The sequence below is a fragment of the Paraflavitalea devenefica genome (assembly GCF_011759375.1).
In the GTDB taxonomy this organism is placed as follows: domain Bacteria; phylum Bacteroidota; class Bacteroidia; order Chitinophagales; family Chitinophagaceae; genus Paraflavitalea; species Paraflavitalea devenefica.
In genome coordinates, this window is the sequence record NZ_JAARML010000003.1 from 99,509 (window position 1) to 115,823 (window position 16,315).

General features: G+C 48.4%; 8 protein-coding genes. 2 read left to right on the forward strand and 6 right to left on the reverse strand.

The annotated features are described in order from the left end of the window. Window positions 1-23 precede the first annotated feature (23 nt). From HB364_RS18875 to guaA, 5 genes are all read right to left on the reverse strand, one after another. Window positions 24-482 carry a heme-binding domain-containing protein gene (locus tag HB364_RS18875; protein ID WP_167289852.1) on the reverse strand — a complete coding sequence of 153 codons (459 nt, stop codon included), beginning with the start codon at window positions 480-482 and terminating at the stop codon, window positions 24-26. Window positions 483-557: 75 nt separating this feature from the next. Then, complete coding sequence (locus HB364_RS18880; RefSeq protein ID WP_317170716.1) at window positions 558-3,038, reverse strand: ligase-associated DNA damage response DEXH box helicase; 2,481 nt, start codon at window positions 3,036-3,038, stop codon at window positions 558-560. A gap of 53 nt (window positions 3,039-3,091) precedes the next feature. Beyond that, entirely contained in the window at window positions 3,092-4,456 is a 1,365-nt protein-coding gene (locus HB364_RS18885) for a c-type cytochrome (RefSeq protein WP_167289853.1), read from the reverse strand. Between the two features lie 102 nt (window positions 4,457-4,558). After that, window positions 4,559-5,764 carry an amino acid ABC transporter substrate-binding protein gene (locus tag HB364_RS18890; protein WP_167289854.1) on the reverse strand — a complete coding sequence of 402 codons (1,206 nt, stop codon included), beginning with the start codon at window positions 5,762-5,764 and terminating at the stop codon, window positions 4,559-4,561. A gap of 114 nt (window positions 5,765-5,878) precedes the next feature. Continuing rightward, the gene (gene guaA / locus HB364_RS18895; protein WP_167289855.1) at window positions 5,879-7,411 is read right to left on the reverse strand and encodes a glutamine-hydrolyzing GMP synthase; all 1,533 of its coding nucleotides are present in this window, start codon (window positions 7,409-7,411) and stop codon (window positions 5,879-5,881) included. A gap of 111 nt (window positions 7,412-7,522) precedes the next feature. Here guaA and HB364_RS18900 point away from each other — a divergent pair, with 111 nt between their 5' ends. After that, the gene (locus HB364_RS18900) at window positions 7,523-8,242 is read left to right on the forward strand and encodes a head GIN domain-containing protein (protein WP_167289856.1); all 720 of its coding nucleotides are present in this window, start codon (window positions 7,523-7,525) and stop codon (window positions 8,240-8,242) included. 14 nt (window positions 8,243-8,256) lie between these two features. On the opposite strand, the gene pbpC is transcribed toward HB364_RS18900, so the two are convergent. After that, a complete protein-coding gene (pbpC, locus tag HB364_RS18905) occupies window positions 8,257-10,578 on the reverse strand; it encodes a penicillin-binding protein 1C (RefSeq protein ID WP_208420019.1) in 2,322 nt (773 codons plus the stop codon). A 311-nt stretch (window positions 10,579-10,889) separates the two neighbouring features. On the opposite strand from pbpC, the gene HB364_RS18910 reads away from it, so the two are divergent. Further along, window positions 10,890-16,304 carry an alpha-2-macroglobulin family protein gene (locus HB364_RS18910; RefSeq protein ID WP_167289858.1) on the forward strand — a complete coding sequence of 1,805 codons (5,415 nt, stop codon included), beginning with the start codon at window positions 10,890-10,892 and terminating at the stop codon, window positions 16,302-16,304. Window positions 16,305-16,315: the final 11 nt, after the last annotated feature.

The following is a 16,315-nucleotide window of genomic DNA, read 5'->3' on the forward strand; positions in this document are numbered from 1 at the left end:
GGCAAAGTTATTGAAAAAGCGGGTTACTTCACCGCCGCGATCTCTGCCTTTAGCTGCTTTGCCCAGTCAAGGAGTGTTTTTTTGTCTGCTTCGTTGAGCTTAGCGTCTCTGTGTATCCAGAGGTAACTGTTCAGGGGCATTTCATTCTTTTCAATGACTTCAATGATCTCTTCCATGGCATGGTCCTGGTCTTTGGGTTTGTAGGTGCCAAACTCGCTCAAGTTCAGGCTACGCTTGCCTTCATCCACATGATGTTGCATCCACCAGCCTGCCGGCTGAATACTAGTATACCATGGATAGTTGGTATTGTTGGTATGACAGTCATTGCAAGCCCGCTTGAGGATGTCCTGTACGGGAACGGGAACATGGTAATGTTGACTGATATCATTGGCCGTAATAACGGCAGATTCATTGCGCGCCGGGCGGATAAACTGAATGCCCACAAGGATGATAAGGATCACCAGTAATATTTTCTTTTTCATACGGCCTGTTTTAAGGTCCCACTAATTTACTGAATATGATGAAAGAAGAAAATGGTTTTACACCAACCGGCGATATTACTTGCTCAATTGCCCCTGCATCTTCTTCACCCGGTCTTCCAGTTTTTCTGAAGTGAGGTTCTCCCGCATGCTGTCTACTTTGATGGGGAAGCAGAAGGGAGTAAGTGCTTGTGGAAAGGTGAGTATGATATTTGATTGCTGAATACGTTCCAGCATGTTGCGCAGCCGTACTTCTTCCATCTGCTGGTCCAGCACTTCCTGGTAGGCTTGCCGTAAGAGCAGGTTATGAGGCTCATATTCGGAAAATACATTGAACAGGAGGGACGCGGATGATTGCAGGTGCCTGGCTTTTTTCTGCTCACCCGGATAGCCCTGGAAAATGAGTCCGCCAATGACTGCTATATCCCGGAACTTGCGCTTTGCCATTTCTGTAGCATTTACACTGCGCTGAATATCGGCCAGCAGGTCATCGGGTGTAAATAATTCGTATACATTGGTGTCATCCACCGGTATAGGCTGATCACTCAATAATTCAAACCCATAATCATTCATGGCGAAGGAGAAGGTAATAGGGCGTATTTTACTGATGCGCCAAGCCAGTATGGCTGCCATAGCTTCATGTACCAGTCTTCCTTCAAAAGGGAATACAAAAAGGTGGAAGCCATCTTTGGTCTCTATCTGTTCAATGAGCAGTTCATTGGCTTTGGGCACATGGGAGAGTGCTTCCTGCAACTGGAATAATGGTTGTAATACTTCCAGTTCTATATCCCGCTTATGTGCTGCATGCTCCGCTTCATTAAATTTCTCCCGCAACTTCTTACCGAGGTTGGCCGATAAAGGCATCCGGCCGCCCTGCCAACTGGGGACGATGGACTTGGTAGCACTGGACTTTCGTACCAGGGCCGTCATGTCTTTGATCATGACCAGCTCCAGGTTCCTGCCGGCCAGTGTAAATACTTCGCCCGGCGATAACCTGGATATGAACCATTCTTCAATAACACCGATGAAGCCGCCGCTGACAAATTTTACTTTCATCATAGACTCACTGACGATGGTGCCAATGTGCAGCCGGTGACGCATGGCGATGCGGCGGCTGGTAATACGGTAGAGGTCATCAATGACCTCTATTTTTTTATAGTCATCATATTGCTGCAGGGCAGTGCCTCCTGCTGTTACAAAATGTAAGATGGCCGACCATTCATCGGGCGTCATATCACGATAACAGTAAGTGGCTGTGATTTCCTGGTACAATTCATCAGGCCGGAAACCTTCTGATATGGCCAGCGTGCCAAGGAATTGTATCAACACATCATAACACAGGAGCATGGGCTCACGGCTTTCTATGAAGTTTTCTTCAATGGCCGATTTTAAAGCGGCTGCTTCTACCAGCTCCAGTGAATGTGTAGGCAGAAAGTATATTTTACTTACCTCACCAGGCTGGTGGCCACTACGGCCGGCCCTTTGCAGGAAACGGGCCACTCCTTTGGGTGATCCTACCTGTATAACTGTTTCCACCGGGCGGAAGTCAACACCGAGGTCAAGGCTGGCGGTACATACTACTGCTTTTAGTTTACCGCTGTGTAAGTTCTCTTCCACCCAAATACGCAATTGCTGTTCTATACTGCCATGGTGCAAAGCAATGGCGCCTGCGAGGTCGGGCGCTTCATTGAGCAGGGTTTGGTACCATCGCTCACTCATACCCCGTGTATTGATGAAGATGAGGGTGGTACGACTGTTATGGATAATCGGAATTACTTTATGCGCCAGCTTGATGCCCAAATGCCCGGCCCAGGGATATTGCTCTATTTCATCGGGTATAATGGATTCGATGGATACTTCTTTGCGCAGTTGAGCTTTAACAGTGGCGCCTTTACCTCCTACGGACGCCAGCAATACTTCCTGCGCCTGGTCAAGGTTGCCAATGGTGGCGCTGATACCCCATACGGCACAATGGGTATTGAACAGCGATTGCTGTACATGCACAATCCTGGTAACGGCGAGTTCAATTTGTACACCGCGTTTACTGCCGATGAGTTCATGCCATTCATCCACCGCAATTATCTTCAGGGCTTTGAATACATCGGGGTATCCTTTCTGCGCCAGCAGCAGGTGCAGGCTTTCCGGTGTGATGACGAGTGCTTCCGGCATCTGCCTTTTCTGCTTCTGCCGTTCATTCACATCGGTATCGCCATTGCGGATACCTACTTTCCAACTCATACCCAGTTCGGTAATGACTTCTTCCATGGCGCGGGCAATGTCTTTTCCCAGGGCACGCAAGGGTGTTACCCACAGGAGTTGCAGGCCATTCTTTGATTTCGTTTTGTAATTGTTGGGATGTTGGTTGATGAAGTCAATTACGGCGCCGAGGAATACCGAGAAGGTTTTACCAAAGCCCGTCGGCGCATTGACCAGGCCGCTCTTGCCATGGATGATATGTCCCCAGGTTTCTTCCTGGAAAGGAAATGGCCGGTGGCCCTTGTCAGCCAGCCATTGCTGGATGATCTTGTATCCTATGGTTTCACGAAGTTCCACCTGCACCCGGTAAATTTAGGGGAATAATCTGGCAAAGTAATGACGTGGGAAGTAAAAGGCTACAGCTTCTTCAGGTATTCCAGCACTGCTTTTTTTTCTGCTTCGGTGAGGCGATCGCCAAAGGTATGGCCGGCATTTGAATAGCCGGGTTTGGTTGTGTTGTACACGTTCTTACCGGGCTGCTCCTGCTTCTTGTACACCCAGCCCACTTTTTCATAATCATACGCCGGCTTGTCAAAATTTCTTGACCAGTAGGCGGGCCGCAGGTCGCTGTTCAGTAAAGCTTCCAGGCTGGGTACTGATCCATTGTGCAGGTAAGGGGCCGTAGCCCAGATGCCATCCAGTGGCGGTGCAATATACCCATTAAAAGGCTCCAGCCGGGCAGGATGATCGCCCCGGGTAAACCAGCTCTTGTTGAACCATTCCACAAACTGCGGATTGGAATAGTTGCTTTTGTACAACATGGAGTCGGTTTGGATGACCGCTGATGGTATCAGCAGGTTGGGATAGGTTCCTGCTGCATCATAGGTGCCATGACATTTGGAGCAGTTGTTGATAAAGACGGTTTCTCCCATGGCAGCCAGCGCATTGTCTATGGTACCGGGATATTTGGGTGCTTCGAGCGAATAGATATAAGCCAGCATATCGGGCATGTGGGTATCCACTTCATTCGACTCACTCGTATCCACTACCGTGAGTAGGTTGGAGGCGCCGAGGAATTTACCAAAATCACCCCGGCCAAAGCCATTGTAGAACATGGCATTTTTCTTCTTCAATAACCACCAGGCAGGTACATCGGTAGGGATCACGTCTTCCGGAATATCCAGTAAGACAGAATCATTCCATTGAAAAGTAACCGGATCACGGTGTGCAACGAGCAGGGCAGCCAACCGGTCGGCAGCATTCACCCCCTGTACGTCTGTATGCAGGTAAGGACCAATGGCCTTGGCTACCTGGATGAATGCTTTGGATGCCTGGTATTTTTTAGGGGCCATGAGTTTGAGCCAGGATTCCAGCGCTTTCAGGTTCTTGACGTTCAGCTTATCATTCTGGGTAAAATCAATAAAGGTATTGCCCATGCCAATATATAGTTTATCCTCAAATACCTGGGCATGGCATTGCAGGCAATTGGGTGCTACCAGTATTTCTCCATTGGAGGCTGTAATGGCAGTATATTCAAAAGGTAGCTTTTCATTCTTTCCTTCCCTTTGCAGAAAGTTGCGTTTGTCTTTACCAAGTCCCATTACAAAGGCGCTGTAAGGGATGCCTCCTTTCACATAGTCGCCGGTAATGAGGTATTCCAACCCTTTCTTTGCATCACCTCCGAGGCGTTGCTGACTGGCCGGAATGGGTACGGGATCATATTCACTGTACTCCTGTATCCAGGTGGTAAAGGCAAAACCACTCACCAACAATATCAACAAAATAAAATATTTCCTCATTTATCCCCCCTCTTTTCAGACCTTAATTTACTATATCTTCTGCTTTTGGGAAGTTAAAAGATTGGAGGCATCGTTCAGACAGACTTAATAAACTGCTTTGACTATTCCATCCACTTTCTTGACAAAGTAGAGTTTTTTGTTCTCGAAGTAGTCCAGCGTCATGGTTTGTTTGTCAATAACAGGCTGAATGTCGAATTGGGTGAAGAGCTTGAACTTTTTATCGCCCAGGCTGGAGCTTATATTTTTTCCATTGGAGGCAAGCAGGTGGCCAAAGTGGTAAATGGTTTCATAGCCCCTGTACACCATATCAGAAGGGCGGGAGTAAAAGTTGGTCCTGAAATGTTCCTGCACGCCAAGCGCCAGTGAGTCGGCCGGATTGATATAGAATGGTGTGCTGTAATATATTTCAATGCCTTTGAATATTGGTTTTTCAAAATCAAACTGCCACCAGGTAGGCATGCCCATCACGGTGGTGGTGTAGCTGCTGCTGACAGCGGCCAGTTGCTGGCAAACCTGCTGACCGAAGAAGGCATCGAGGCTGGCTACCAGGCATACATTGGTTTTGTTACTGTCCAGGTAGTCTGTGATATCATCCTGCGTGAAGTTATTCTCCAGGGTCACGTATTTCATTTTCAGCGGAACGCCCAGGGTAGATTTTTCAGCTTCTGTAAAATAGTTTCTTAATAAATCTTCTGTGGCGCCTTTCTTACGGAAAACGACAATGGTAGACACGGAATAGTTCTTTTGCAGGAATTTGTAGATGCCCGCGCACTGCGTAGGGAGGGTGGAGTTCAGAATAACATAGTAGGGGTTATTCCTGGCGCCCGCTTCAATGGGCAGGTTTACATTGATAAAGGGTATGGTTAAAGAGGCGGCCATCTGCACCAACAGGTTGGCTTCATTCGCATTTACTACGTGCCCTATGAGCAAGTCCATTTGCTTTATCTCTTCACTGCGTAGCAGGGACATGAGTGGCCGGGAAGCAGAACGGGTATCATAAACATGTATTTCCAGTTGCAACCCTTCTTTTTTCATGGAGTCTATTGCCAGTTGGGCACCCTCCCAAAATTCAAGACCGGGATTGATGAACTTGGGGAAGTTTTTAGCATACCGGTATTGGCCGGCAGCATCAAAAGCAGAATCCAGGTAAAGCGGAGCAAATATGGCTACATGATGCCGTTGGGGAAGTGAATCGGGGCGTGCAGCCAGGGAATCTGTCTGCGAAAAAGAAATAGTCCATTGTATCAATGCACAGAGGGTGAGCAAAATAAAACGCCTATTCTTTTTCATGATGGTTCGTATATGAGGTGACTCCCTTCCACAAAACCAGTAAGCACGCACAGGCAATAACGCTCTGCCAGGTACAGATATTTTACTGTTTTACAGGGATTATGATCAAGACGGTTACTCCCACTCGATCGTTGCAGGCGGTTTACTGCTGATATCGTACACCACCCGGTTAATTCCCTTCACATTATTGATAATATCATTCGAAATATGTGCCAGGAAATCGTAAGGGAGGTGCGCCCAGTCGGCCGTCATACCATCTACAGAGGTAACTGCCCGTAAGGCAACTGTGAACTCATAGGTGCGCTCATCACCCATTACGCCTACACTCTTCACCGGCAGGAGGATAGCGCCGGCCTGCCATACCTGGTCGTACAGGTGGTGGTCTTTTAAGCCTTGTATGTAGCGGTCATCGGCTTCCTGCAGCAACTGTACCCTATCCGGGGTGATCTCTCCCAGTATGCGGATGGCTAATCCGGGGCCGGGGAAAGGATGACGATTTAACAAATTAGCAGGGATTCCCAGTTCGGCGCCCACGCGGCGTACCTCATCTTTAAAGAGGGTACGCAGGGGTTCTACCAGCTCCAGGTGCATAATATCGGGCAAACCACCCACATTGTGGTGCGATTTGATGGTGACTGAAGGACCATGTACAGATACGCTCTCGATCACATCGGGGTAAATGGTACCCTGGCCCAGTAATCCGATCCCTTCCACTTTCTTAGCCTCTTCCTGGAAAACATCTATAAATAACTTGCCAATGGTTTTGCGCTTGGCCTCGGGGTCGGTTTTCCCCTTCAGTTCATTATAGAAAAGCTCTTTGGCATCCACGCCTTTTACATTGAGGCCGATAGTGCCGTAGGTATCCAGTACTTGTTGGAATTCATTCTTGCGCAGCACGCCATTGTCCACAAAAATGCCAAAGAGGCGTTCACCGATGGCCTTGTGGATGAGGGTGGCGGCAACTGTGGAATCCACACCACCACTTAATGCCATGATCACTTTACGGTCGCCGATCTGCTTTTTGAGGGCATTCACGGTATCGGTAATAAAGTGGGCGGGCGTCCAGTCCTGCTTACAACCGCAGATATTAACGAGGAAGTTCTTCAGTATTTTTTTCCCTTCAATAGAGTGGTATACTTCGGGGTGGAACTGTACACAGTAAAGGGGCAGTTCTGTACCATTCTTTTTAAAGGCAGCATAGGGAATGGTATCGGTAGTGGCCAGTACTTCAAAGCCGGAGGGAAGGTCCAGTACGGAATCGGCGTGGCTCATCCACACCTGGCTGTTATCGGTAACATCCTTCAGCAGGATGTCTTCTTTCGTTTTGGTCATCAGGGCGCGGCCATATTCCCTTTTATTGCTGTTGGCTACCCGTCCGCCAAATTGCTTGGCGGTAAGCTGGGCGCCATAACACACGCCCAGCAGCGGTAGTTGCTGGTGCAGGCTGGCTATGTCAACCATCGGGGCATTGGCATCATTTACCGAGAAGGGAGAACCCGACAGGATAATGCCCTTCAGGGAGGCGTCAAATTCAATTTTGTGATGGTAAGGGACTATTTCACAATATACGTTGGCCTCGCGGACGGCCCTGGCAATCAATTGAGTATACTGACTGCCGAAATCGAGAATGAGAATCTTTTCCGTCATGGTGGTGCGAAGGTAAGAAAAGTTTTGGGTAACGTTTTTGGCTCCCTTGCGTCTAATTATGAAAAATCACCAATAATTCAGCATTTTTGCTGAAGCCAAATAACCCAACACATGAAAAAGCTCCTTCTTATTCTTTGCACTGCTACTATTTTATTTTCCTCCTGTGACTTTGTGACCGGCGAACGGGTCAAGGGAAATGGTAATGTGAAAACAGAAGAACGCTCAGAAACCGGTTTTACCGGCGTTGTCTCAGGCATCAATTTTGAAACTTATGTAGGCATTGGTCCTTACGCAGTAAAAATTGAAGCAGAAGAAAATATTATCCCTTACATTGAAACTTTTGTAGACAATGGGGTGCTGAAGATCCATACCAAAGATGGCTTCTGGTTAAAACCCCGCCGCACCGTGAAGGTATATGTTACAGCTCCCCGCTTAAACAAAATCAACTCAGAAGGAAACGGGAATGTATTCAGTACTACAAAGATTACTGATTCTGCCAGGATTGACCTGAATGTAGGTGGCAATGCCAAAATGAAGGTGGAAGTAGATGCTCCTGAAATTGATGCAGACCTTGGTGGCAATGGTGGTATTGAGATAAAAGGACAGACCCGCGACTTCAAGTGCAAAATAACCGGTAATGGAGAGATTGAAGCTTTTGATCTGCAAACAGAATCAGCCAGTATGGAGGTTATGGGTAATGGTAATGCGAATGTCACGGCCAGTGTAAAGCTGGATGTACGGATCACTGGCAATGGCAATGTGCGCTATAAAGGCAATGCCCAGACTTCCACACATATTACCGGGAATGGAAATGTCAGGAAAGTTGATTAGTGAGTTATCACTACTCACATATTCACGTACCGCACCCTGATCCATATATTCCTGTTCCTGCCCTTATCATCCGTGCAGGATATTTTGACCGGTCCTTCTTCAGGGATAAAGAATTGCTTGGTCTTCACTTCCGCTGCTTTAAAGAAGCGGTTGTTGATGTACCAGTAGACTTTGCTTACGTCATTACCGGTTTGACAGGTTAGCTGCAAGGGTTCGGGATGTTTGCTGCTGATAAGATATTCAGCGCCATTCCGGGGGGAGGTGATGGCTGGTGCTCCACCGGCAAAGATCTTTTCACAGTTGGGATTGTGTTCCGGTATTTTTTGATAGGCGATGTGGTGCTCATCATAGTATTGCTGCATTTCTGCAGACACCGTTTTATACCATTGTTTTTTGTAACCTGCTGCCGGCATACAGAGCTTGCAATAAGATAGTTTGGCATCTGGAGAAATCATTACCTCCTGCATGTTGTTGCAGGCCTGCGTAGAAGAGATGAGCGGAATGAAATAATCTGTTACCGTGTTGTGGCAATGGTCTGTTGGCGCCATGCCGGTCTCTGAACAAACGAGGCGGCTGTCGCAATCCTTCGGTTGAGTAAACCATTCCTGGTCGCTGTCATAATCTATGGTATTGAATACCCTGAACAGGAGAGGAGTGGCTACATTGGCGCCGCTTAGTTCCGGAATGCCGAGGGCCGAGAAATTGCCTACCCATATACCTACCGTGTAGTTCTTATTGTAACCAATACTCCAGGCATCCCGGCGGCCATAAGAGGTGCCTGTTTTCCAGGCTATCTTGGGCATGTGCTCCGTGCTTTGCCAGTTGAGGGGGAAGTCGGGCCGGTTAACTTTCGACAGCATTTCATTGATCATAAAGGTGGCGGCAGGGCTGATGACCGCATAGTCGCTGCGGTTATTTGCTTCGGCTGTGGAAAGCGCTCCGTCTATTGCCCTGGTATAGTTCGGCCTGAAGTATTTTCCTTCATGCGCAAAGGAGCTGTACAAGCCCGTCAGTTCTTCGAGGGTAGCGCCACATCCTCCCAGTACCATCGACAGTCCCAGTTTCTTTTGGTCTTTTTTGATCTGCCGGAAATCGCAGGCGGCCAGCTTATGCACCAGCTTATCTTTTCCCAGCATCCTTAATCCTTTAACGGCTGGTATATTGAGGGAATGCTCCAGCGCGTATTCCATGGTTACATATCCGTTGAATTGCTTGTCATAGTTTTCGGGTGCATAGCCGTCATAGTTGACCGCTACATCGGTGATCACCGCTTTGGGGGTCATCAAACCTTCGTCTATACACAAGCCATACAGCAGCGGCTTTAAGGTGCTGCCCGGCTGGCGGATCGCAGCGGCGCCATTCACCTGCCCGGCATCGAGGGTATCATAAAAGCCGGAAGAACCTACATAGGTTACCACATTATGGGTGTGGTTGTTGATGATCACTACGGCTGCATTGCGGATGTTCTTCAGGCGTAGTGTGCGGGCATAATCCTCCACCAGTTTCTCCACTTTGGATTGGGTGTTCATGTCAATATTCGTGGCGATGATATCACCGCCCTGCCGCTTTAACCGGTAGGCGAGGTGGGGGATCAGTTTAGGTACAACGCCCCGGGTAGCATGCAGGGGTTCGCTCAGGGCATCCTGTATTTCTTTTTCCGTAAACACTTTGCCGGCGGCAAACTTCTTTAACCAGCGGTTCCTTTCCTGTACGATAAGGTCATTGTGCTTACCCATGACGAGGGAGGAAGGGCGGTTGGGGATGATAGACAGGGCTGTGATCTCGGCCAGGGAAAGGTGATCGGGATTCTTTTTGAAATACAGGATGGATGCGCTCTTGACCCCTTCAATATTGCCGCCATAAGGCACCAGGTTCAGGTACAGTTGTAAGATCTCGTCTTTACTGTATCTCCATTCCAGCTCAAAGGCCCTGAACATTTCTACCAGCTTATTGAACCAGGTGCGCCGTTTGGGCTCCAGGGCCCGGGCTACCTGCATGGTGATGGTACTGGCGCCGGATGTACGTTTCAGCCGGAAGATATTCTTCGCCATTGCCCGGCCAATAGCCAGCACATTTACACCGGGATGGTAATAAAAGTATTGATCTTCCTTTTCAATGATGGTCTTGCGCAGTAGGGGTGATATCTCTTCCAGCGTCGTTTTCATGCGCCACTTTTCATCTTTCGTCAGAAAAGCATGTATTACCTCGCCTTTGTGATCGGTAATGATGGTAGAATATTCCACCTGGTCGGGCAGGGGGAATATCCATTGCAGCAAGAGGAAAAGCAGGAACAGGCCACCGCTGGTGATCAGCAACCATTTACACCCTAACTTCAACTTACGCCGGATATTTTTCACGGGTTAAAGATATTGCCCTTCCTGAGAATTTGTGGGACTCTGTCCCATAAATTACGCTACGAATTAACAAATCCTTATCTCCTGCTATTTGCAAATGGCATTGGCGGTAATGTATCTTTCATATGAAATAACCTGTATGGATTCGTCCAGCCTTCCTCCTTAGTTCTCCTGCACATTTATCATGGTATTCCGGGATATTTATTACCTGATGTTCAACGAACGTTGGGGAATCACCGATATTTTGTATTTTAACGCCGCTTTTCCTACAATCACGTCAATATTAACCCTTTATGCGTAAACAACTGTTAGCTGTAACAACCGTAGTGGTTGTTATTTTTTTGCTTGCCTGTAACCGCAGTATTGTAAATCTTGATTATACCAATGCCAAAGGGGAAGTACAATCCCTCGGCAACCTGGTATTCCGTTTTGATAAATCCCTCGTAGCCGATTCCCTGCTGAACCAGTGGGACTCTACCGACTATATTTCTTTTGAACCCAAGATACCCGGCCGCTTCCGGTGGGAGTCGCCAGACCAACTGGTATTCTCCCCTGCCCGGCCCTTACCACCCGCTACCAGTTTCAAGGCTAAGCTGAACAGCGATATCCTTCAACACAGTAAGTATGGTAAGATCGGCAAGGCCGATGAGATTACTTTTGCCACGCCTTACCTGCAACTGGATAATACGAACGTTACCTGGACGCTGGCCGATGAGCGCAGCACTTCGGCTGTACCACAGGTAGACCTTTATTTCAATTATCCTGTGAACCCCGCCACCATTAAGGAAAAGATGAAACTGGAGATTGGTGGCAAAACAGCCAGTTATGACGTGCTTACCCTCTCCAACGATAGCAAGATATCCCTGCGTGTATTGGGCATAAAAGCAGAAGACAAAGACCTCGATGCCCAGGTAACACTGGATAAAGGACTGGTACCGGAAGGCGGCTCCAATGGCACCAAAGAGGCCATTGAAAACAAGCTCGTTATTCCTTCTCCATTTAACCTCAGCATTAATGACGTGACTGCTGAGCATGATGGCACCGGCGGAACTGTGTATGTGCGTACCAGTCAACAGGTGGTGATGGAAAATATCAGTTCCCGCCTGCAGTTTGACCCGGCTGTAAAGTTCACGGTACAACAAACAGAAGACGGGTTCAGCATTAACAGTGAAAGTTTCGATGCCGATAAAACCTACGCTGTTACGATTGCCAAGGGATTGCGTGGCCGCATTGGCGGCGTATTAAGGGAAGAGTACAAGGGCAATGTAGCTTTTGGTGAACTGGAACCTGCCCTTCGTTTTGGCAACAGTAAAGGAGTTTATTTGTCATCCAAGGGCAGCCAGAATATTGAAGTGAAGATCACGAATATACCCAAGGTAAAGGTGATCATTTCCAAGATCTATGAAAGCAACCTGTTGTTTGCGCAACGGTATGGTTATTATCCCCAGGATTCCCGGAGGGGAACAGAGGAGGGGGATGGTGAATATTATGAAGAGGATTATTATGGTGGTGGCGGTGATCTGTCGGTAGGTGATGTGATCTATGAGAAGGAGATCGAGACCCGCACCCTGCCCAAGTATGGCAATAGCCGCCTGTTTACGTTTAATGTGGAAGACCGCCTGCCCGACTTCAAGGGTATTTATCATATCAAGATCCGCTCTACTACCGATTACTGGGTTACGGATAGCCGTTTTATCTCCAAATCAGATCTTGGGTTAATTGCCAAAGAAGGCAAGGACAAGATCTTTGTATTTACCAATTCTATTAAAACGGCTGAAGCGGTGAATGGCGTGAATGTGGTTGCCTATGGTAATAATAACCAGGTATTGGGCATGGGCACTACGAATGCCGATGGTGTGGCCGAACTAACGCTTACGCGCAAGGAGTTTGCCGGTTTCCGTCCGGCTATGATCATCGCCAAAACGGCTGATGATTTCAATTACCTGCCTTTTAATAATACCCGGGTCAATACTTCCCGCTTTGAAGTGGGCGGCAAACGCAGCAATAGCACCGGCCTCGATGCCTTTATTTATGCTGAAAGGGATATTTACCGGCCGGGAGAAAAGGTGAATTTCTCCGTGATCCTGCGCGACAGGCAATGGAAATCACCCGGTGAGCTGCCGGTGAAGATGAAGTTCCTGCTGCCGAATGGTAAAGAGCTGAAGACTTTCCGTAAGACCCTCAATGCGCAAGGTTCATTGGAAGGCGATGTAGATATAGCGGTATCTGCTATTACCGGTAGCTATACCCTGGAAGTGTATACCTCCAATGATGTATTACTGGGTAGCAAGAATTTCAGCATTGAAGAGTTTGTGCCCGACAGGATCAAGGTATCTGCCAAACTGGACAAGCCATTCCTGTTACCCGGACAGACAGGCAACCTGTCTATTAATGCTGTTAACTTCTTTGGCCCACCTGCTGCGAACCGTAATTATGAAGCGGAGGTACAGGTAAAACAAAAGTATTTTGCTCCTAAAAAGTACAACCGTTACAATTTCGGTATCCAGAACCAGGCTATTTCCTTTGAGAAAGATGTGAAAGAGGGCAGCACCGACGACAATGGTAATGCCAGCATGAGTTATGCTGTACCGGATATATATGCCAATAAAGGACTGTTGCAGGCTACATTCTATGCTACCGTATTTGATGAAACAGGCCGGCCGGTAAGCCGTACCGCCGCTGCCGATATTTTCACGCAAAATGTATTCTTTGGCATTGGCAGTGATGGTTACTGGTATTACCCGTTGAACCAGTCTATCCGTTTTCCGCTCATCGCCCTGGACAAGAATGAGAACCTGGCTGCGGGCGCCAAAGCTGAAGTAAAGGTGATCAAGCATGATTACCGTACCATTCTGCGGAAAGAAGGCAGTTATTTCCGTTATGAATCGCAGCAGGATGATAAGGTAGTGGCGCAGCAGGTAGTAGCGGTAAGCGGTGAGAATACAGCCTTCTCCTTTGTGCCACGGTCACCGGGCAATTATGAGGTGCGGGTGGCTATTCCCGGTGCTTCCAGTTATGTGAGCCGTACTTTCTATAGTTATGGCTTCTGGGGTGGCGATAACAGTTCTTTTGAAGTGGATGCAGAAGGCAATATTGATATAGAGCTGGATAAGTCTACTTACCAGTCGGGCGAAAGCGCCAAAGTATTGTTCAAGACACCTTTCAGCGGACGTATGCTGGTAACGATGGAAACAGATAAGGTGGTTTCTTACCAGTATGTAAATGTGGAGAACCGCAGCGCCTCTGTTGACCTGAAACTGACGGCAGAACATTTGCCCAACGTATATGTTACCGCTACACTGATCAAGCCGCATGATGTAAGTGAAATACCGCTTACCGTGGCACATGGCTTCCAGAGCATCCGCGTGGAAGAGAAAGACCGTAAGATAGCAGTTGCTATTGAAGCTCAGAAAGCAGTGCGTTCCCGTACCCGCCAAACGGTGAAGGTAAAAGCGGCGCCCGGCAGTTATGTTACGCTGGCCGCGGTAGATAATGGTGTACTGCAGGTGAGCGATTTCCAGACCCCCGATCCTTATGGTTATTTCTATGCGCCTAAATCTTTGGAGGTATCGGCGTATGATATGTACCCCCTCCTGTTCCCTGAATTGAAAGCGCGCCTGAGCAGTACGGGTGGTGACGGCGACCTGGAGATGAACAAGCGTACCAACCCCATGCCGGCCAAGCGCATTAAGATCGTTTCTTACTGGAGCGGTATTGCCAAAGCCGATGGCAGTGGTAATGCCAGCTTTGAGTTTGATATCCCCCAATTCAGTGGTGAAGTACGGCTGATGGCGGTAGCTTATAAAGATGAAAGCTTTGGCAGCAGTGAGAGCGCTATTACCGTGGCCGACCCATTGGTATTGAGCACCGCCCTGCCCAGGTTCCTGAGCCCGGGTGATACGGCTACAGTGCCGGTGATCATTACCAATACCACCGCAAAAAGTACCTCCGCTACCGCTACCTTGAATGTAAGCGGTCCGCTGAAAGTAATAGGTGATAGCAGGCAATCGGTATCCCTGAATGCCAATAGTGAGAACCGAGCCGTATTCCAGGTGGTAGCTACCCCTGCAGTGAATGTGGGTAAGGTGGCAGTAGAAGTACAGGGATTGGGCGAGAAGTTCAGTGATGAAACCGAGATCAGTGTGCGTCCGGCCTCCCCCTTACAGGTATTGACGGGCGGCGGCAGTATTACCGGCAGCAATACCCAACGTGTTGCGATACCGGTGAATGATTTCCTGCCGGGTAGTTCCGATTACCAGTTGATCGTAAGCCGCAGTCCTGCCCTTGAGCTGGGCAAGCAGTTGCGCTACCTGGTACAATATCCTTATGGCTGTACAGAACAAACGGTGTCGGCTGCCTTCCCGCAACTATACTATGAAGATATGGTGCAGCAAATGCAGGGAAAACAAATGGCTAACAGCGGCGCTAACTGGAATGTGCTGGAGGCTATCCGGAAGATCAAACTGCGCCAGTTATACACCGGTGGCGTTACGTTATGGGATGGCGAAGGTGAGGAGCAGTGGTGGGCCTCTGTTTATGCGGCTCACTTCTTAATTGAAGCGCAGAAAGCGGGTTTTGATGTGGATAAGAGCGTGCTGAACGGACTGACCAATTTCCTCAACAGCCGCCTGAAGAATAAAGAGACGATCCTTTATTATTATAACCAGAAGGAACAAAAGAAGATTGCGCCCAAGGAAGTGCCTTATAGTTTGTATGTGCTGGCGCTGGCCGGGAAGCCCAATGTGTCGGCCATGAACTATTATAAAGCCAACCCGCAGTTGTTGAGCCTGGATGGTAAATACCTGCTGAGTGTGGCGTATGCCATTGCGGGTGACAAAGCGAAGTTCCGGGAATTGCTGCCCACTTCCTTTACCGGGGAGGTATCGGTGGCGCAGACCGGTGGCAGCTTCTATTCCGATATACGTGATGAGGCGGTAGCATTGAATGCCTTACTGGATGTAGATCCCGGTAATCCGCAGATACCCACTATGACAAAGCATGTAGCCGATAAGCTGAAACAGCGGTATTGGTACAGCACCCAGGAATGTTCTTTCAGTTTCCTGGCGCTGGGCAAGCAGGCGCGGGCAGCCAATAATGCTACGGTAACGGCCGACGTAAAAGTGAATGGTAAAACAGTAGGTACTGCCGGTACCAATGTGCTGAAATTAAATGCGAAGCAGCTTGGCAACAATAATGTAGAGATTATAACCAAAGGCGAAGGCCGTCTTTATTATTACTGGCAGAGTGAAGGCATCAGTGCGAGCGGCAGCTATAAAGAGGAAGACAATTATATCCGGGTACGCCGGAAATTCTTTGACCGTTATGGCCGGGTGGTGAGTGGCAACAGCTTTAAGCAAAATGATATGATCGTGGTGCAGATCACACTGGAAAAGACCTACAGCGGAGATGTGGACAATATAGTGATTGCTGACCTGTTGCCGGCCGGGTTTGAAATAGAGAACCCGCGTACGAAAGAGATACCAGGTATGGACTGGATCAAAGATGCCCATACGCCCACGGCGCTGGATGTGCGTGATGACCGGATTAACCTGTTTGTAAACCTGCAAAGCACGAAACAAACGTATTATTATGCGGTGCGTGCGGTATCGCCCGGCTTGTATCATATGGGACCTGTAAGCGCCGATGCCATGTATAATGGAGAATACCATTCTTATAATGGTGCAGGGGTTATACGGGTAACACAGTAATAAATAGAATA